This window comes from Pseudomonas guariconensis, from assembly GCF_040822035.1.
GTDB lineage: Bacteria > Pseudomonadota > Gammaproteobacteria > Pseudomonadales > Pseudomonadaceae > Aquipseudomonas > Aquipseudomonas guariconensis.
The window spans coordinates 2,537,258-2,556,404 of sequence record NZ_CP162012.1; the positions used below are offsets into that span (position 1 = coordinate 2,537,258).

The 19,147-nt window shown below is 63.2% G+C and carries 18 protein-coding genes; 16 read left to right on the forward strand and 2 right to left on the reverse strand.

Annotated features, from left to right (window positions below):
- Positions 1–117: 117 nt before the first annotated feature.
- From AB1N67_RS11595 to AB1N67_RS11605, 3 genes are read left to right on the forward strand one after another with little or no spacing between them, the layout of a single operon-like run.
- Complete coding sequence (locus AB1N67_RS11595) at positions 118–1,221, forward strand: polyamine ABC transporter substrate-binding protein (protein WP_182819017.1); 1,104 nt, start codon at positions 118–120, stop codon at positions 1,219–1,221.
- 36 nt (positions 1,222–1,257) lie between these two features.
- Positions 1,258–2,676, forward strand: coding sequence for an aminotransferase (locus AB1N67_RS11600; protein ID WP_102081690.1), 1,419 nt, complete (start codon positions 1,258–1,260; stop codon positions 2,674–2,676).
- Between the two features lie 53 nt (positions 2,677–2,729).
- Positions 2,730–3,551 carry a helix-turn-helix transcriptional regulator gene (locus AB1N67_RS11605; protein WP_080642099.1) on the forward strand — a complete coding sequence of 274 codons (822 nt, stop codon included), beginning with the start codon at positions 2,730–2,732 and terminating at the stop codon, positions 3,549–3,551.
- Between the two features lie 30 nt (positions 3,552–3,581).
- Here AB1N67_RS11605 and AB1N67_RS11610 read toward each other — a convergent pair whose 3' ends face one another.
- Positions 3,582–4,967, reverse strand: coding sequence for an aldehyde dehydrogenase family protein (locus AB1N67_RS11610; protein WP_043210770.1), 1,386 nt, complete (start codon positions 4,965–4,967; stop codon positions 3,582–3,584).
- A gap of 106 nt (positions 4,968–5,073) precedes the next feature.
- Between AB1N67_RS11610 and AB1N67_RS11615 the strand changes: the two genes are divergently transcribed.
- From AB1N67_RS11615 to AB1N67_RS11630, 4 genes are all read left to right on the forward strand, one after another.
- Positions 5,074–5,940 (forward strand): LysR family transcriptional regulator, encoded by an 867-nt coding sequence (locus AB1N67_RS11615; RefSeq protein WP_043210773.1) that lies wholly within the window; start codon positions 5,074–5,076, stop codon positions 5,938–5,940.
- Positions 5,941–6,024: 84 nt separating this feature from the next.
- Positions 6,025–6,468, forward strand: a complete 444-nt coding sequence (locus AB1N67_RS11620; RefSeq protein WP_043210775.1) for a hypothetical protein — start codon at positions 6,025–6,027, stop codon at positions 6,466–6,468.
- A gap of 165 nt (positions 6,469–6,633) precedes the next feature.
- Positions 6,634–7,377 (forward strand): phytanoyl-CoA dioxygenase family protein, encoded by a 744-nt coding sequence (locus tag AB1N67_RS11625; protein ID WP_182940836.1) that lies wholly within the window; start codon positions 6,634–6,636, stop codon positions 7,375–7,377.
- A 326-nt stretch (positions 7,378–7,703) separates the two neighbouring features.
- Entirely contained in the window at positions 7,704–8,225 is a 522-nt protein-coding gene (locus tag AB1N67_RS11630) for an acyloxyacyl hydrolase (RefSeq protein WP_043210779.1), read from the forward strand.
- Between the two features lie 188 nt (positions 8,226–8,413).
- On the opposite strand, the gene AB1N67_RS11635 is transcribed toward AB1N67_RS11630, so the two are convergent.
- Positions 8,414–9,304 (reverse strand): universal stress protein, encoded by an 891-nt coding sequence (locus AB1N67_RS11635; RefSeq protein WP_043210780.1) that lies wholly within the window; start codon positions 9,302–9,304, stop codon positions 8,414–8,416.
- Between the two features lie 177 nt (positions 9,305–9,481).
- Between AB1N67_RS11635 and hisN the strand changes: the two genes are divergently transcribed.
- From hisN to AB1N67_RS11680, 9 genes are all read left to right on the forward strand, one after another.
- Positions 9,482–10,273 carry a histidinol-phosphatase gene (gene hisN, locus AB1N67_RS11640; RefSeq protein WP_090342712.1) on the forward strand — a complete coding sequence of 264 codons (792 nt, stop codon included), beginning with the start codon at positions 9,482–9,484 and terminating at the stop codon, positions 10,271–10,273.
- A 279-nt stretch (positions 10,274–10,552) separates the two neighbouring features.
- The gene (locus AB1N67_RS11645; protein ID WP_043210784.1) at positions 10,553–11,284 is read left to right on the forward strand and encodes a hypothetical protein; all 732 of its coding nucleotides are present in this window, start codon (positions 10,553–10,555) and stop codon (positions 11,282–11,284) included.
- Positions 11,285–11,586: 302 nt separating this feature from the next.
- A complete protein-coding gene (locus AB1N67_RS11650; RefSeq protein ID WP_043210786.1) occupies positions 11,587–12,543 on the forward strand; it encodes an AraC family transcriptional regulator in 957 nt (318 codons plus the stop codon).
- A 159-nt stretch (positions 12,544–12,702) separates the two neighbouring features.
- Entirely contained in the window at positions 12,703–14,061 is a 1,359-nt protein-coding gene (benA, locus tag AB1N67_RS11655; RefSeq protein ID WP_043210865.1) for a benzoate 1,2-dioxygenase large subunit, read from the forward strand.
- Complete coding sequence (gene benB / locus AB1N67_RS11660) at positions 14,058–14,543, forward strand: benzoate 1,2-dioxygenase small subunit (protein WP_043210788.1); 486 nt, start codon at positions 14,058–14,060, stop codon at positions 14,541–14,543. The genes benA and benB overlap by 4 nt, the downstream gene beginning before the upstream one ends.
- 73 nt (positions 14,544–14,616) lie before the next feature.
- Positions 14,617–15,627, forward strand: coding sequence for a benzoate 1,2-dioxygenase electron transfer component BenC (benC, locus tag AB1N67_RS11665; protein ID WP_043210792.1), 1,011 nt, complete (start codon positions 14,617–14,619; stop codon positions 15,625–15,627).
- A 95-nt stretch (positions 15,628–15,722) separates the two neighbouring features.
- Positions 15,723–16,484, forward strand: a complete 762-nt coding sequence (locus tag AB1N67_RS11670) for a 1,6-dihydroxycyclohexa-2,4-diene-1-carboxylate dehydrogenase (RefSeq protein WP_043210794.1) — start codon at positions 15,723–15,725, stop codon at positions 16,482–16,484.
- A 54-nt stretch (positions 16,485–16,538) separates the two neighbouring features.
- A complete protein-coding gene (locus tag AB1N67_RS11675) occupies positions 16,539–17,867 on the forward strand; it encodes an MFS transporter (protein ID WP_367863830.1) in 1,329 nt (442 codons plus the stop codon).
- A gap of 29 nt (positions 17,868–17,896) precedes the next feature.
- Positions 17,897–19,018, forward strand: coding sequence for a muconate cycloisomerase family protein (locus AB1N67_RS11680; protein ID WP_090342718.1), 1,122 nt, complete (start codon positions 17,897–17,899; stop codon positions 19,016–19,018).
- The last annotated feature ends 129 nt before the right edge of the window (positions 19,019–19,147 follow it).

Below are 19,147 nucleotides of genomic sequence, written 5' to 3' on the forward strand. Positions count from 1 at the left end.
CCGCGCAGCGCCCCCAGAATCCAGGTGACCCACACATTCGGGGTATGTTCCCCTTCGCCGATTGTCCCGATAGTAGGTCCACCGGCTCATCCCGAGCAGTCACACGATGGAGTTGCTATGGGCAAGGCACTGAAGGTGATTGGCAGTCTGTTGCTGACGTGCGCCGCTACCGCCACGCAAGCGGCGCAAGAGGACACCAGCAAGACGCTGCGGTTGTACAACTGGACCGACTATATCGGCGAAACCACCCTGGCCGATTTCGAGAAGGCCACAGGCATCAAGGTGATCTACGACACTTTCGATGGCTATGAGACCGTGCAGACCAAGTTGCTCACCGGCCGCTCTGGCTACGATCTGGTCATGCTCAATGCCTCCCTGGTGCCGCCCTTGATCCAGGCGGGGGTGTTCCAGCCTCTGGACAAGCGTCAATTGCCCAGTTGGCACAACCTCGACGCCAAGGTGGTCGATGAGCTGCAAGGCTACGACCCAGGCTTGAAGTACTCGGCGCCTTACACCTGGGGCAGCTCCGGGGTGACCTACAACGTCGAGAAGATCAAGGCACGCATGCCCGACGCGCCGATCGGCTCGCTGGCCATGCTGTTCGATCCCAAGATCGTCTCGCGCTTCGCCGATTGCGGTGTCACCTTGATGGACGCGCCCAGCGAAGTCATACCGCTGGCCCTGCAATACCTGGGCAAGGACCCGCACAGCGCCGCACCCGCTGACCTGAAGGCCGCCGAGAAGCTGCTGATGGGCATCCGCCCCTACATCAAGAAGTTCGATTCGGTGAACTACCTCACCAGTTTGCCCAACGGGGATGTCTGCATGGCCCTGACCTGGTCCGGTGATTACGCCACCGCTCAGGCCCGTGCCGAAGAGGCGAAAAAGAACATCACCTTGGATTTCTTCATTCCTAAGGAAGGCTCGCTGATCTGGTTCGACAACCTCTACCTGCCCAAGGACGCGCCCCACGTGGCCAATGCGCACCGTTTCATCGAGTTCCTGCTGCAGCCGCAGACCATGGCCAAGGTGACCAATTACATTCACTACGCCAACAGCAATGGCGCCGCCACGGCCTTGGTGCAGGCGGACATCCGCGACAACCCGGCCATCTACCCCGACGACGCCACCCGTGGCCGGCTGTTTGCCCAGAAGACCCAAGCCCCTCGGGACATGCGGGCCATCACCCGGGTGTGGAGCACGGTCAAGACCGGCTACTGAGTTCTTTTTCTTCGTATTCTGCCAAGGAGCTGCCCTATGGCCATGCCCAGCAAAGCATTCGCTTCGAGACCTGCCCAGGACGCATTGGTTGAGGCCGACAAGGCCCACTACATGCACGGCTATCACATGTTCGACGAGCACCGTGAGCAAGGCGCGTTGAACATCGTGGCCGGGGAGGGCGCCTATATCCGCGACACCGAGGGCAACCGCTTCCTCGATGCCGTGGGCGGCATGTGGTGCACCAACATCGGCCTGGGCCGTGAGGAAATGGCCCTGGCCATCGCCGACCAGGTGCGCAAGCTGGCCTATTCCAACCCGTTCTCCGATATGGCCAACGACGTGGCCATCGCGCTGAGCCAGAAGCTTGCCCAGCTGGCGCCCGGCGACCTGAACCATGTGTTTCTCACCACCGGCGGCTCGACCGCGGTGGACACCGCCTACCGGCTGATCCAGTACTACCAGAACTGCCGTGGCAAGCCGAACAAGAAGCACATCATCGCCCGCTACAACGCCTACCACGGCTCCACCACCCTGACCATGTCGATCGGCAACAAGGCCGCCGACCGGGTGCCGGAGTTCGATTACGCACACCCGCTGATTCACCATGTCTCCAACCCCAACCCTTACCGCGCCCCGGATGACATGGACCAGGCCGAGTTTCTCGACTTCCTGGTGGCCGAGTTCGAAGACAAGATCCTCTCGCTGGGCCCGGACAACGTCGCGGCCTTTTTCGCCGAGCCGATCATGGGCTCAGGTGGGGTGATCATCCCGCCCGAAGGCTACTTCCTGCGCATGTGGCAACTGTGCCAGACCTACGACATCCTGTTCGTCGCCGACGAAGTGGTGACCTCCTTCGGGCGCCTGGGCACCTTCTTCGCCAGCGAGGAGCTTTTCGGCGTGCAACCGGACATCATCACCACCGCCAAGGGCCTGACCTCGGCCTACCTGCCGCTGGGGGCATGCATCTTCTCCGAGCGGATCTGGCAGGTGATCGCCGAGCCAGGCAAAGGCCGCTGCTTCACCCACGGCTTCACCTACAGCGGCCACCCGGTGTGCTGTACCGCAGCGTTGAAGAACATCGAGATCATCGAGCGCGAGCGTCTGCTGGACCACGTCAATGACGTGGGTGGCTACCTAGAGCAGCGCTTGGCTAGCCTACGCGACCTGCCGTTGGTGGGGGATGTACGCTGCCTGAAACTGATGGCCTGTGTCGAGTTCGTGGCCGACAAAGCCAGCAAGGCGCTGTTCGACGACGCGGTGAACATCGGCGAGCGCATCCACCGCAAAGCCCAGGCCAAGGGGCTGCTGGTGCGGCCGATCATGCACCTGAACGTGATGTCGCCACCGCTGGTGATCACCCATGCCCAGGTCGACGAGATCGTCGAGATCCTGCGCCAATGCATACTCGACACCGCCCAGGAGCTGCGCAGCGAAGGGCTGTATCACGGCCAATGACCCACCTGAGACAGGCTGTGCGCGAGCATGTCCGGCAGGCTAGACTGCCGGGCATGACCCAGCCTACCCCCGACACGCCCATCACCCTGACCTTCGGCGCCCTGCAGCAGTGGCATGCAGCCTTGCAGCACGCTTTCGCCCACAGCGACACGCCCGATGCCCTGGCCCACCTGGCCGCCGCTATCGGCCAACTGGTTTGCGTGGAGTCGATGATGATCAGCCTGGAATGCCGGGGGCGGGCGCCGCGGTTGTTGTACCAGCAGGGTATTCCCGAATGCCATCGCGATGCGGTGCTCAATCGCTATTTTGCCGCAGGCTACCTGCTCGACCCGTTCTGCCTGGCGGTGGAGAACGGGCTGGCTGAAGGCTTCTATCACCTGGAAGATATCGCGCCGGACAACTTCTTCGACAGCGACTACTACAAGGCCTACTACCTAGGTACCGGCTGCAGCGAAGACAGTTACTTCATCGCCGATATCGCCGAGGACCGCAAAGTCTCGCTGAGCCTGTTCCAAGGCTGCAGCGGCACACGCCTTAGCGCTGCGCAGCTGGACGTGCTGCGGGCGGTGGAGCCGATGGTGCGTGAGCTGCTGGGGCGCTATGCCCGCGCGCATCTGCTGGAAGCCCCGCACGCCGCCGAGCCGGGCGGTTTGCAGGCAGCGTTCGACAGCTTTGGCTGCCAGGTTCTCACCGACCGGGAGCGCGAGGTGGCGCACATGATCCTGCGTGGGCACTCGGTGAAATCCACGGCCATCGAGTTGGGCATCTCGCCGGAAACGGTCCGCATGCACCGCAAGAACCTTTACCTCAAACTCGAGATCAACTCCCAATCGGAGCTGTTCGCCCGCTTCATCGACTGGTTGCGCCGGGGCTGAACCGGCGCAACCCAAGGGAACGGCAGAGGATCAGTTGCGATCCAGCCACACCGTCTGCACGTTGCAGAACTCGCGCACGCCGAAGTGCGACAGTTCGCGGCCGAAACCGCTCTTCTTCACACCGCCAAAGGCTACACGGGGGTCGGAGGCGCAGTAGCCGTTGATGAACACGCCGCCGGTGTCCAGGGCGGCCGTCATGCGCTCGGCCAAGGCGAGGTCGGCGGTGTAGATGGTCGAGGCCAGGCCGAACTCGCTGTCGTTGGCCAGTTCTACCGCATGCTCGGCATCCTTGGCGGTGATGATCGCCGCGACAGGGCCGAACAGCTCCTGCTTGAAGGCGGTCATCTCGGGGGTAACGTCGCCGAACACAGTGGGTGCATAGTAGTTGCCCACGCCTTCGATCTTGTTGCCGCCGAGCAGCAAAGTGGCGCCTTCGGCCAGGGTCGCCTGGACTTGGCCGTCGAGTTCGTCACGCAAGTCGAAGCGGGCCATGGGGCCGATGTAGGTGTCGTCGTCCTGTGGGTTGCCGATCTTCAGCTGCCGGGTGGCCTCGACGAACTTGCGGGTGAATGCCTCGACGACGCCTTGTTCGACGATCATGCGCTTGGCGGCAGCGCAGACCTGGCCTGTGTTCTGGTAACGGCCGATCACGGCCGCCTTGACCGCCGCATCCAGGTCGGCGTCGGCCAGGACGATGAACGGGTCCGATCCGCCCAGTTCCAGCACGCATTTTTTCAGCGCCGCACCTGCCTGGGCACCGATGGCCATACCGGCACGTACGCTGCCGGTGAGAGTGACGGCGGCAATGCGCGGGTCATTGATGGCTCGGGTGACGCCTTCTGGGGTCACGTTGACCACTTCGAACACGCCCTCGGGTAGCCCGGCCTGCTTGAACGCGTCGAGCAGCAGGTAGGCACTGCCCATCACGTTCGGCGCGTGCTTGAGGACATAGGTATTGCCGGCCAGCAAGGCAGGCACCGCGCCGCGCAGGACCTGCCAGATCGGGAAGTTCCACGGCATCACCGCCAGAATCGGGCCCATCGGACGGTATTCGATGCGGGCTTTTTCGATCTGGGTGGGTTCTGGCGCGAGCATGGCCGGACCGTGTTCGGCGTACCACTGGCACAGGCCGATGCACTTGGTGACTTCGCCGCGGGCTTGGGTGATCGGCTTACCGATCTCGCGGGTGATCATGTGGGCGAAGGCTTCATGATTGGCTTGCAGGGCATCTGCCAAGGCGAGCAGGTATTCGCTGCGCTGACCCAGCGACACCTGGCGCCACTGGCCAAAGCCTTTCTTGGCGCGTTGCAGCGCCGCTTCCAGTGCGGCGTCGGTGTCGAAGGGGTAATGGCCGATCCGCTCACCGCTATGCGGGTCGACGGAAATGGCATGGGTCAGGCTGCTGATCTCGCTCATGGCGGGCTCCTCGTTGTTGTATCCGACTGGCGCCCAGACTAGTGGTGTGTGGTTTTAATGAAAACTGAATAATAATGAGCGAAACATTCACGAATGGAGAAAGACCGTGGACCTGGTGCAACTGGAAATCTTCAAGGCCGTGGCCGAGCACGGCAGCATCAGCGCTGCGGCGCAGCAGATCCATCGCGTCCCCTCGAACCTGACCACGCGCATCAAGCAGCTGGAGGAGGACCTGGGCGTGGAGCTGTTCATCCGTGAGAAAAGCCGGTTGCGGCTGTCGCCGGCGGGCTGGAACTTTCTCGAATACACGCGGCGCATCCTCGACCTGGTACATGAGGCGCGCCTGACCGTAGCTGGCGAGGACCCCCAGGGCACTTTTGCCCTCGGGTCGCTGGAGAGCACCGCGGCGGTGCGCATTCCAGGGCTGCTGGCGGCCTATAACCAGCGCTTTCCAAAGGTCGACCTGGACCTGTCCACCGGGCCGTCGGGCACCATGCTCGAGGGAGTGCTGTCCGGGCGCCTGGTGGCGGCGTTCGTCGACGGCCCGGTGCTGCACCCGACCTTGGAAGGCATGCCGGTGTTCGAGGAGGAAATGGTCATCATCGCACCGCTCAACCATGCCCCGGTGGGCAGGGCCCGGGATGTGAACGGCGAGAGCATCTATGCCTTCCGGGCCAACTGCTCCTATCGGCATCACTTCGAGAACTGGTTCGTCCAGGACCAGGCGGTGCCGGGCAAGATCCATGAGATGGAGTCCTACCATGGCATGCTGGCCTGCGTCAGCGCCGGGGCCGGCCTGGCCCTGATGCCGCGCAGCATGCTCGACAGCATGCCGGGATGCAGCACGGTGAGCGTCTGGCCGTTGTCCGAGGATTTTCGCTACCTCAAGACTTGGCTGGTGTGGCGCCGAGGAACGGTCTCGCGCAGCCTGAGCATGTTCGTCAAGCTGCTGGAGGAGCGGCGCGCGGCCTGACCGACGGCTGTCCTCTGCTCGAACACCCCTGGCCCTATGGCGTCGAACATTGTGTAGACCATCCCTCGCAGGGAGGAATGCACCATGCGCAAACATCATTACGGGCTATGCGCCGCCTTGCTGGTGGCCATGGCCTTGCCTTGGACCCTTGCGGCCGCTGCCGACCTGAATGCGCCAATCGATCCGCAAGCGGTGCAACTGCAACCGCAAGAGCAAAACGGCGTGCGCTACCTGCAAGGCGGGATCGGCCAGGATGAAGCCAATGCCTTGCGTCGCACCCCTGGCTATGACCTGCATGTCACCTTGTCTGTGGGCCCGGAGGGCAAGTTCCAGAGCGGCGCAACGGTGGATATACAGAACGCCCAAGGCCAGCAGGTCCTGGCGTTGCAGGACGTCGGCCCGCTGTTGTTCGTGCAACTGCCGCCAGGGCAATACCGGGTCACCGGCAATGCCGACGGCCAAACCGTGCAGCAGCAGGTGAGCGTGAGCGGCAAATCCCCCGCCAATGTGAGTTTGCACTGGCGGTAAAACGTCCCTGAATATCAAGGAGTACATCTGTACTCCTGTCGGATCCAGACCACAGGCCTGATCGTGGCTTCCTGCAGGAGGTACCGATCGGGCCTATATTTTTTTGAACGATCTTGATTCCGCGTCCTTCTGATATTTCAGCAGAGCGCCTGCCGGAGCATGGCCATGAACCTGGAAACTCAGTTGAAATCGCTGGATGAATACGGCTACGTGCTGATTCCGGGCGTCCTGGAGCCATTGCGCATTGCCTTGCTGCGCTGTGCCATCGACGACCTGCAGCCACTTCACTGGGACTACCAAGGCCTGTTGGAACACTACAAATGTGTGTTCAACCGCAATCCGCTGTGGTTGTCGTTTCTGGATCTTCCGCCCTTGATCGATCTGGCCGAGGCCGTCCTGGGACAGGATTGTCATGTGATTGGCCAGACCGCCTGGCGCAGTCATCCCGGTTACCCCGGCATGGAGCTGCACCTGGATTACCTGCCCATCGAGTTGCCGGACTGGATCCGCGCTCGGAGGGACTACAGCCAGCCAGTCCAGATTCTCACCGCGCAGTTGTACTTGTGCGATATCGATGAGTCCGTTGGCCCGACCCGGGTCGTACCGGGCAGCCATTTCGCCGGTCGCTCGCCCCAGGAGGGCGAGGACAGCTGGCAGGGGCAAGGTGCCAGGGATGTACTGTGTCACGCCGGCGACGCGTTGGTGTTTCGCAGTGACCTGTGGCATGGCGGGGGTGCCAACCATAGCGCCGCAATGCGCGACATGCTGCAAGTGCACTACGGCCGGCGCATGGTTGCGCAGAAGTTCTCTCCCTACTTGGCCTGGCACTTCAACCCTGAAGTGCTGGAAGAAGCGACGCCCAGGCAGCGGCGCTTATTGGGGGAACACGAGGAGTCGGTGTATGACTGAGCGGGGGGCGACAGCATTAGCGAGAGGGAAAATCGTCAGCATGTTTAAAGTATTTCTGAGCGATCTTCAGACGCTGGGATATTAGATTCCGTGCGGCATGCTCAATTGTTTACAAATATGCAACAGAGTGTTTTATCAACAAGCGGTAAATAGCCTTTCAACTTTTTGTTGGGTTGGCCGATAATCCAAAAAGTATTGCGTCTTGTAACTTGGTTGGATGCACCCGGTTCAGGGCACTAAGAAGGAGGGGCATAAGCCCCCAATCTGGAATCAAGCTGGCAGGCATTGCGCTGGCTTGTCCGTGAAGACCATCAGGAGATTCATAGATGAAAACCCGTCTCGCCGCTTCGCTGGCTGCCGCCGTCCTGGCTTTCGCCGGCGCCAACATGGCCCAGGCCGCACAAGTGTCTGGTGCCGTTGGCGCCACCGGCCAAGGCGATATGACCTACCGTATCGGCCTTTCCTTCGACTGGGACAAGAAGTGGTTCGAAAGCAACACTGGCCACCTGACCGGTTACTGGGATGCGGCCTACACCTATTGGGAAGGCGGCGAGGCCAGCGGCGCACACTCGCTGTCGTTCAGCCCGGTGTTCGTCTATGAGTTCAGCGGCTTTACCTACACCCCCTTCATCGAAGCCGGTATAGGTCTTGCGGCATTTTCCAAGACCGATGTGGGCGATCAGCGCCTGGGCTCTTCGGTCAACTTCGAAGACCGCATCGGCTTTGGCCTGAAGTTGCCGGCCGAACAGAAGATCGGTGTACGCGCAATGCACTATTCCAACGCCGGTCTCAAGCAGCCGAACGACGGCATCGAGTCCTACTCGCTGTACTACAGCAAGGGCTTCTGATACCCGTTGAGTGAGAGTGCGGCTGTCGGAGCGCTAGGCTTTGCCTGGCACCGGCTGCGCCGGTGTTCGCGGGTAAACCCGCTCCTGCAGGGATCACCGCCAATCCTGTGGGGGTGGGTTTACCCGCGAATTGGCCAGCGCAGGCTCGCGAGACAACGGCTTCTGCACGCCTGCGACGTCTCTGCATGTCAGCGCACCGCCTTGATCGCCAGCACATTGCACAACGGATGCTCCACCACATGGGCGGTGGTGCCGCCGAGGAAGGTCTGCATCGCATCGTGACGATGGCTGCCCATGACGATCACGTCGATTCGGCTATGGCTGACGAACTGGGCAATCGCGCGCGTGGCCGGCCCCTCCAGAAAGTGTCGACGCTCAAGATCGATCTGGTGGTGATCGCCCAGACGGTTGAAAGCGGCGCGTTGGGCCGTGCGCACGCTACCGTCAAAGCCTGGCATGGTCACCGTGCCGGCGCCGAAGTCGGCGATGTGGGTCTTGGCCGCGTCGCACACATGCAGCAGGTGCAGTTCGGCGTTGCACTGCAGGGCCAGGGCATGGGCGCAGCGGATGACCTGTTCATCCAGATGCTCGCCTGCGCCATGGCAGTTCAGATCGACCGCGGCGGCGATCTGCCGGGGCAGGGGCAGACGGATGTCGCTGACCAGGTGCACGGCGACAGGGCTGTCCTTGAGCAGTTGCCAGTCCAACGGCGTCACCAGCAGGCGCTTGAGCACCGGTTCGTGCTGAACGTCCTTGATCAAAAGATCGCATCCCAGGCGCTCCACTTGTTCCAGCACACTGCCCAGCGGGTCGCGAGTCAGCAGCAGCTCGGTGGACACATCCAGCCCGGCGTTGCGCAGCTGTTCGACTTCGTCGGCCAGCCACTGGCGGTTGTGCTCGAGCAGCCGCTCACGCTCGCGGGTATCGCTCATCAAGCCAAAGGTGTCGACATCGTCAACGAACACGTTGATATCCAGCAGTGCGCCGCTGGATTCGGCCAGCGCCGCGGCCCTCTGTAGGGCGGGTGTATGGCGCATCTGCGGGCCGAGCATCACGAACAATCGCTTGAACTGGCTCATCTCATACCTCCACGTGTGGCGGCCCCCAAACCGCCCGTGCCGGTTTACGCGCCAAGCGGCGCCCAAGTTCCTTTCTCAGTCTAGACCTTGGTGGCTGGTAGGCCTTGTGTCGATGCCTCCGGTGCCCGGCGACTGGGGTATGATGCGAGCCTTTTCTCCTACATCGAGGCCCGATCCATGTCCCTGAGCGTTGAACAGATTGGCGAATTCCGCGCCTTCGCCGAGCAGTTGGCCGATGCCGCCGCTGCGGCGATAAAGCCGTATTTCCGTGCAAGCCTGGACGTCGAGGACAAGGGCGGACGCCTGTACGACCCGGTCACCGTGGCCGACAAGGCCGCCGAAGAGGCCATGCGTGAGCTGATCCAGGCGCGTTATCCGGCCCATGGCATCCTCGGTGAAGAGCAAGGTGTGGCCAAGGGCAGCAGCCCATTGACCTGGGTGCTCGACCCGATCGACGGCACTCGCGCATTCATCACCGGCCTGCCGCTGTGGGGCACGCTGATCGCCCTGAACGACGGCGAACGTCCGGTGGTCGGGGTGATGAACCAGCCGTTCACCGGCGAGCGCTTCGTCGGCACCCCGGAGGGCGCCTGGCGCAGCGGCACGCCGCTCAAGACCCGCGCTTGCGTCGACCTGGCATCGGCGACCTTGATGTGTACCACTCCGGACATGTTCGACACGCCCGCGCGCAAGGCGGCCTTCGAGGCGGTTGCCGGCAAGGCGCGGCTGATGCGTTATGGCGGTGACTGCTATGCCTACTGCATGCTGGCGTCGGGCTTTGTCGATGTCATCGTCGAAGCCAGCCTGCAGCCGTATGACGTGCAGGCGCTGATGCCGATCATCGAGGGCGCAGGCGGTGTGATCACTGCCTGGGACGGCACCTCGGCGCAGGATGGCGGTTGCGTGGTGGCTTGTGGCGATCCGGCGTTGCATGCCCAGGTTATCGAGATGCTGCGTCACGCCATGTGATCGCTTCGCGGGTGAACCCTCCACGGGGTGCTGCGGCGCTTTCAACAACGCGGCAGTCCCTGTAGAGCGGGATTACCCGCGAACAGGCCATAGCAAGCAACACAAGACAGGTGCTGCCGCGGCGCAGCGCTGTCTTTGAGTCTGCTGTTTGGCCTGTGAAGCGTCCCAGCACTACAAGCGTTTCGCTTACCCGCCGCACTTTTCTCCATTTGCACGCTCTATCGATGGCCAGGCTGAGCCGATGCCCGACCCAGCCGTTGATCCCAGACCCCGGTGCCGATGGTTGTTTCACTGCCCAGACTTTTATCCCGCCTGCTCCTGGCTGGCGCCCTGACGGCCCTGTGCGCCTGCACCCAGGAGCAGGGGCGCGATGTCCTCACCCAGCTCGGTGACGGCAAGCCCAGCGAGCTGTTCCAGACCAGTGTCGACCGCATGGCGACGATTGCCATGCGTGACAACCTGCAGAGCCTGTACTTGCTGATGAACAAGCTCTACCAGCGCAATCCCAACCAGTGGAAGCAATCGGGCTACCTCGACGCCGCTACCGCCGAGCGCCAGATCCGCCTGGCCATCGAGCAGCGCCAACCCTTGGCACAGCTTGGCAATCGGCGCGACCTGGCGGCCTTGAGCTACGCCTTGAGCCCGGAATTTCGCGGCGACCGGGTCGGCGCCTTCATCTATGCCATCGGCAGCATGCTGATCACCGCTCATGGCGGGCGCACCGAGTTCTACATGACCGACACCATCGACCCGCTGTTCGTCAACAACGCCGCCCGCAACATCGAGAAGGCCACCTGGATGCTGAGCCAGCGCCAGGACGCCAATGGCGTATTGTTGCTGTTTTCCAATGAAATCTCCGAAGAGGGCAGCAACCTGAGCTTTGCCGTGGAGTTCGGCAAGATCGTCGCGCGGTTGGACCTGTTGGCCCAGATGCTTGACGAACGCTACCGGCGGATCGGTCTGAACTATGCGCAAAGCTTGCTGTTGCTGAACTTCCTGCCGGTGCAGTAGCCGGCCTCTGAAGTCGACAAGGTCTGGCAACCTTCCGGGGGCGGGTTTACCCGCGTAGCGCTGTGCGATAAACGAACACGTCTCGCTTGCGGGACGTTCGCTATCCGCACGTCGTTTGCTTAAGTCGCATTGCCCAAGGTCCCGCTTTTTGCTTAGTGTGTGGCGAGCACCACGCCGGTGGTCGCCTGCCTCCATGTTCCCTCCACCGGCTCGATAGACTGACCGTGAATGACCGCAACCACTGGCCCCAGTGCCCGTAGGACGCGGCGACCAGAACAATAACGAAGCCGAGTGCCTTGCCTATGGAAAGCCGCCTGTTGAGCGAGCGCAGCAGCGTGTTTCATCGCGCCGATCCTTATGTCGTGTCCGACTACGTCAACCGGCACGTGGGCCAGCACTGCATCGGCCTGTCCCGCACCACCCATCCCCAATCGAGCCTCAGCCACCGCAAGATGGCCGAGCTCGACCTGTGCCGCATCAGCTACGGCGGCAGCGTCAGGGTCACATCGCCGGCGCTGGAGACCATTTATCACCTGCAGATCCTGCTCAACGGCAATTGCCTGTGGCGAGGGCACCAGCGCGAGCATTACCTGGTGCCGGGCGAACTGCTGCTGATCAACCCGGACGAACCGGTGGACCTGACCTACTCGGAGGACTGCGAGAAGTTCATCCTCAAGGTGCCCACCCATCTGCTCGATTCGATCTGCGAGGAGCAACGCTGGCAGCGGCCCAGCGGCGGGGTGCGTTTCTTGCGCAACCACTACCGGCTGGAAGAACTCGACGGCTTCGTCAACCTGCTGTCGATGGTGTGCCATGAAGCCGAGGTGAGCGATTCGCTGCCCAGGGTACAGGGCCATTACAGCCAGATCGTCGCCAGCAAGCTGCTGACGCTGATGAGCACCAATGTCCAGCGCGAACCCTTGGGCGCGGCGGGTGCGAGCCTGGAGCGCATCCTCGAGCACATCGACCGCAACCTCAAGCACGAACTCACCGCCGAAGGCCTGGCCGAGCAGGCCTGCATGAGCCTGCGCTCGTTGTATGCGTTGTTCGACCGGCACCTGGGCACCACGCCCAAGCAGTACATCCGCCAGCGCAAGCTCGAGCAGGTGCATGCCTGCCTGCGCGACGCCAGCTGTTCGGTCCGCAATGTCACCGAACTGGCGATGGACTATGGCTTCCTGCACCTCGGTCGGTTCTCCGAGCACTACCGGCAGCGCTTTGGCGAGCTGCCATCGGAGACTCTCAAGCGCCGCAACTGACCTGTGCTCGCGGGCTTGCCCGCGATTGCGCAAGCCCTGCACCCTCCGCACCGATCTGCCTGCACAAACTGGATAGCACTCTGCACGATCCGGATATTGCCCCCGCCGCCCAATCCCTAACCTGACCTGGCCTGAACAATAACAATGGAGACCCTGGCCATGTCCCTGGGATTCGACTACGTCAATGCCATGCTCGAGGACGATCGGGAAAAAGGTGTCTACCGCTGCAAGCGGGAGATGTTCACCGACCCGCGCCTGTTCGACCTGGAGATGAAACACATCTTCGAGGGCAACTGGATCTACCTGGCTCACGAAAGCCAGATTCCCGAGAAGAACGACTTCCTCACCCTGACCATGGGGCGCCAGCCGATCTTCATCGCGCGCAACAAGGACGGTGAGCTCAATGCCTTCCTCAATGCCTGCAGCCACCGCGGCGCCATGCTCTGTCGTCACAAGCGCGGCAACCGCTCAAGCTACACTTGCCCGTTCCACGGCTGGACCTTCAACAACAGCGGCAAGCTGCTCAAGGTCAAGGATCCGGCCAACGCCGGCTATCCCGACAGTTTCAACTGCGACGGCTCCCACGACCTGACCAAGGTCGCCCGCTTCGAGTCCTACCGTGGCTTCCTGTTCGGCAGCCTCAACGCGGACGTCAAACCGTTGAGTGAGCACCTGGGTGAGTCGGCCAAGATCATCGACATGATCGTCGACCAGTCCCCAGAAGGCCTGGAAGTGCTGCGCGGCTCGAGCTCCTACATCTATGAAGGCAACTGGAAGCTCACCGCCGAAAACGGTGCCGACGGCTACCACGTCAGCTCCGTGCACTGGAACTACGCCGCCACCCAGAACCAGCGCAAGCAGCGCGAGGCCGGGGAAGAGATCAAGACCATGAGCGCCGGCGCCTGGGCCAAGCAGGGTGGGGGGTTCTACTCCTTCGACCATGGCCACCTGCTGCTGTGGACCCGCTGGGCCAACCCTGAGGACCGTCCGGCCTACGAGCGCCGCGAGCAGCTGGCCGCCGATTTCGGCCAGGCCCGCGCCGACTGGATGATCGAGAACTCGCGCAACCTGTGCCTGTACCCCAACGTTTACCTGATGGATCAGTTCAGCTCGCAGATTCGTGTCGCCCGGCCGATTTCGGTGAACAAGACCGAGATCACCATCTACTGCATTGCGCCCAAGGGCGAAAGCGCCGAGGCGCGGGCCAAGCGCATCCGCCAGTACGAGGACTTCTTCAACGTCAGTGGCATGGCCACCCCGGACGATCTGGAAGAGTTCCGCTCCTGCCAGACCGGCTACGGCGCGGGCACCGGCTGGAACGACATGTCCCGGGGCGCGACTCATTGGGTGGAGGGCGCCGACGAGGCGGCCAAAGAAATCGAACTCAAGCCGTTGCTCTCGGGCGTGCGCACCGAGGATGAAGGCCTGTTCGTGCTGCAGCACAAGTATTGGCAGGACACCATGCTCAAGGCATTGGAGCAGGAACAGCGATTGATCCCCGTGGAGGCCGTGCAATGAGCATTTACGAGACCGTGCGCGACTTTCTCTACCGCGAAGCGCGCTACCTGGACGATGCCCAGTGGGACCAATGGCTGGAGCTGTACGCCGCCGATGCGACTTTCTGGATGCCTTCCTGGGACGATGACGACACGCTCACCGAAGACCCGCAGAGTGAAATCTCGCTGATCTGGTACGGCAACCGTGGCGGTCTTGAGGACCGGGTGTTCCGCATCAAGACCGAGCGCTCCAGCGCCACGGTGCCCGACACCCGCACCTCGCACAACATCAGCAACATCGAGATCGTCGAGCAGGGCGATGGCCAATGCCAGGTGCGCTTCAACTGGCACACCTTGAGCTTTCGCTACAAGACCACCGACAGCTATTTCGGCACCAGCTTCTACACCCTCGATCTGCGCGGCGAGCAGCCGCTGATCCTGGCCAAGAAGGTGGTCCTGAAGAACGACTACGTCCGTCAGGTCATCGACATCTACCACATCTGATTCCAGGTCACGGCGAGGGCCGTTCGGGGTGCCGCAAGGCGCGCCGCGGCCAGGCTCGCCCCGGAGGTACGCCATGAGCTTCCAGATCGCACTGAATTTCGAAGACGGGGTCACCCGTTTCATCCAGGCCGACGGCCACGAAACCGTCGCCGATGCCGCCTACCGCCAAGGCATCAACATCCCGCTGGACTGCCGCGACGGTGCCTGTGGCACCTGCAAGTGCCAGGCCGAGGCCGGGCGCTACGACTTGGGCGACAACTTCATCGAAGACGCCCTGAACGAGGACGAGATCGCCCAGGGTTATGTCCTGACCTGTCAGATGCGTGCGTTGAGCGAATGCGTGATCCGCGTTCCGGCGTCCTCGCAGCTGTGCAAGACCGAGCAGGCCAGCTTCGAGGCCACCATCGCCGATGTGCGGCAGTTGTCCGAAAGCACCATTGCCTTGTCGATCAAGGGCGAGGCGTTGAACCGTCTGGCGTTCCTGCCGGGGCAGTACGTCAACCTCAAGGTGCCGGGCAGCGAACAGACCCGCGCCTACTCGTTCAGTTCGCTGCAAAAGGACGGCGAGGTCAGTTTCCTGATCCGCAATGTGCCGGGTGGCCTGATGAGCAGTTTCCTCACGAGCCTAGCCAAGGCGGGCGACCAGATGACCCTGGCCGGCCCTCTGGGCAGCTTCTACCTGCGCCCGATCCAGCGGCCTCTGTTGCTGCTGGCTGGTGGCACCGGCCTGGCACCGTTCACGGCGATGCTGGAGAAGATCGCCGAGCAGGGCAGCGAGCACCCGCTGCATCTGATCTACGGGGTCACCAACGACTTCGACCTGGTCGAGCTGGACCGCCTGCAGGCCTTCGCCGCGCAGATTCCCAACTTCACCTTCAGCGCCTGCGTGGCCAACCCCGACAGCCAGTACCCACAAAAGGGTTACGTGACCCAGCACATCGACCCACGCCACCTCAATGACGGCGACGTGGACGTGTACCTGTGCGGGCCGCCACCGATGGTCGAGGCGGTCAGCCAGTACATCCGCGAGCAAGGCATCACGCCGGCGAACTTCTACTACGAGAAGTTCGCGGCGGCGGCCTGAGGTTTCACGGGGCTGCCCGCATCGTGCGGGTGAGGGCGGCCCCCTTTTTATTTCGTCCGCGAACGCTGTGGCAGCGGCGCATCGGAGAAGTGCAGATGAACAACAGATTCCAAGGCAAGGTCGCCCTGGTCACCGGCGCCGCCCAAGGCATCGGCCGTGGCGTGTGCTGGCGGCTCAAGGCCGAGGGCGCCCAGGTGGTTGCGGTGGACCGCTCCGAGCTGGTCCACGAGCTGGCCGGGGAGGGCGTGCTGACACTCATCGCCGATCTGGAGCAGCACACCGACTGCGCCCAGGTGATGGCTGAGGCCGTGGCGACCTTCGGCCGTCTCGACATCCTGATCAACAACGTCGGCGGGACCATCTGGGCCAAGCCGTTCGAGCACTACGCGGTCGAGCAGATCGAGGCCGAGGTGCGGCGCTCGCTGTTCCCGACCCTGTGGTGCTGTCATGCGGCGCTGCCGTACATGCTCGAGCGCGGCAGCGGCGCCATCGTCAACGTTTCCTCCATTGCCACCCGTGGCGTCAACCGCGTGCCCTATGGCGCAGCCAAAGGCGGCGTCAACGCGCTGACCGCCTGCCTGGCGTTCGAAACCGCCGGCCGTGGGGTGCGCGTCAATGCCACCGCTCCGGGCGGCACCGAGGCGCCACCGCGGCGCATCCCGCGTAACAGCACCGAGCAGAGCGAGCAGGAAAAGGCCTGGTACCAGCAGATCGTCGACCAGACCGTCGCCAGCAGCCTGATGAAGCGCTACGGAACCATCGACGAGCAGGTCGGCGCGATCCTGTTCCTGGCCTCCGACGAGGCCTCCTACATCACCGGCGTCACGTTGCCGGTCGGTGGTGGCGATCTCGGCTGAGATTGCCTGCGGCAAGGTTTTCTTCACACAACAAAAACAACAGAGATAGATGCCATGCGAACCCTCGACGTCCAAGCGATCATCGACAACGCACGCTTCACGCCCTTTCACTGGATGGTCATGGCCTGGTGCGGCCTGCTGCTGATCTTCGACGGCTATGACCTGTTCATTTACGGCGTGGTCCTGCCGGTCATCATGAAAGAGTGGGGCCTGACCCCGTTGCAGGCCGGTGCCCTGGGCAGCTATGCGCTGTTCGGCATGATGTTCGGCGCCCTGGCGTTCGGCAGCCTGGCCGACCGCATCGGCCGCAAGAAAGGCATTGCCCTGTGCTTTGCGCTGTTTTCCGGGGCGACCATCCTCAATGGCTTTGCCAGCAGCCCTGGCGAATTCGGTATCTACCGCTTTATCGCCGGGCTCGGCTGCGGCGGGCTGATGCCCAACGCCGTGGCGCTGATGAACGAATACGCGCCCAAGCGCCTGCGCAGCACCCTGGTGGCGGTCATGTTCAGCGGGTACTCCCTGGGCGGCATGCTCTCGGCAGGCGTCGGCATCTACTTGCTGCCGCGCTTTGGCTGGGAGTCGATGTTCTTTGCCGCAGCGCTGCCGCTGCTGCTGTTGCCGGTGATCCTCTACTACCTGCCGGAGTCCATCGGCTTTCTGGTGCGCCAGGGCCGCGTGAAGGACGCACGTGCGCTGCTCAAGCGTGTGGATCCTGACTGCGATGTGCAGGCGGACGATGTGCTGCAGGTCTTGGAGCGCAAGGCCAAGGGCGCTTCAGTGGCGGCGTTGTTCCGCGAGGGCCTGGCGGTGCGCACCCTGGCGCTGTGGCTGGCGTTCTTCTGCTGTCTGCTGATGGTGTATGCGCTGAGCTCCTGGCTGCCAAAGCTGATGGCCAATGCCGGCTACAGCCTGGGCTCGAGCCTGTCGTTCCTACTGGCGCTGAACTTTGGTGGCATGGCCGGGGCGATCTTCGGTGGTTGGCTGGGGGACCGCTACAACCTGGTCAAGGTCAAGGTGGCGTTCTTCTTGGCTGCGGCCTTGTCCATCAGTCTTCTGGGCGTGAACAGCCCAATGCCGGTGCTTTATGGGCTGATCTTCATCGCCGGCGCCACCACCATCGGCACGCAGATCCTGCTGTATGCCGGCGCCGCCCAGCTTTACGGCCTGTCGGTGCGCTCCACGGGGCTGGGCTGGGCGTCGGGTATCGGCCGCAATGGCGCCATTGTCGGCCCGCTGCTGGGGGGTGCGCTGATGGGCATCAACCTGCCGCTGCAATTGAACTTCATCGCATTTGCCATCCCTGGTGCCATTGCCGCGCTGGCCATGGCCGTGCACCTGGCCAGCGGCCGGCGCCACGGCCTGACCGCGCCTGCCCAGGCCTGACCGTTCACTGACGCAACTGGAGGCCTTGCATGACAAGCCCGACTATCGACCGGCTGGAGGCGATCATCGTCGACCTGCCGACCATCCGCCCGCACAAGCTGGCGATGCATACGATGCAGCAGCAGACCTTGGTGATCCTGCGCCTGCGCTGCAGCGACGGCGTGGAGGGCATCGGCGAGGCCACCACCATCGGCGGGCTGGCCTACGGCTACGAAAGCCCCGAAGGCATCAAGGCCAACATCGACGCGCACCTGGCACCGGCGTTGATCGGCCTGCCGGCAGACAACATCAACGCTGCCATGCTCAAGCTCGACAAGCTGGCCAAGGGCAACACCTTTGCTAAATCCGGCATCGAGAGCGCGTTGCTCGACGCCCAGGGCAAACGCCTGGGACTGCCGGTCAGCGAACTGCTCGGCGGGCGGGTGCGCGACAGCCTGGAAGTGGCCTGGACCCTGGCCAGCGGCGACACCGCACGCGACATCGCCGAGGCCGAGCACATGCTCGAGGCACGTCGCCACCGGGTGTTCAAGCTCAAGATCGGCGCCAACCCGGTGGAGCAGGACCTCAAGCACGTGGTGGCAATCAAGCGTGCCCTGGGCGAGCGGGCCAGCGTGCGGGTCGATGTCAACCAGTACTGGGACGAGTCCCAGGCCATCCGTGCCTGCCAGGTGCTGGGCGACAACGGTATCGATCTGATCGAGCAGCCGATCTCGCGTATCAACCGCGCCGGCCAGGTCCGCCTGAACCAGCGCAGCCCGGCGCCGATCATGGCCGATGAGTCGATCGAAAGCGTCGAGGATGCGTTCAGCCTGGCCGCCGACGGCGCCGCCAGCATCTTCGCCCTGAAGATCGCCAAGAACGGTGGCCCACGCGCCGTGCTGCGCACCGCGCAGATCGCCGAAGCCGCCGGTATCGCCCTGTATGGCGGAACCATGCTCGAAGGCGCGATCGGCACCCTGGCCTCGGCCCACGCGTTCCTCACCCTGCGCCAGATCACCTGGGGCACCGAACTGTTCGGGCCGTTGCTGCTGACCGAGGAAATCGTCACCCAGGCGCCGGAGTACCGCGACTTCCAGTTGCATGTGCCGCGCACCCCGGGCCTGGGCCTGACCCTGGACGAAGCCCGCCTGGCGCGCTTCGCCCGCCGCTGAAAAAGCGCACGACCCTGTGGGTGCGGCTTAAGCCGCGAAGCAGACAACGCGGTGGATGGCACCGGCTGTGCCGGTGTTCGCGGCTAAAGCCGCGCCCGCAACGACTTAACCAGACTCAAGGAGAATCCC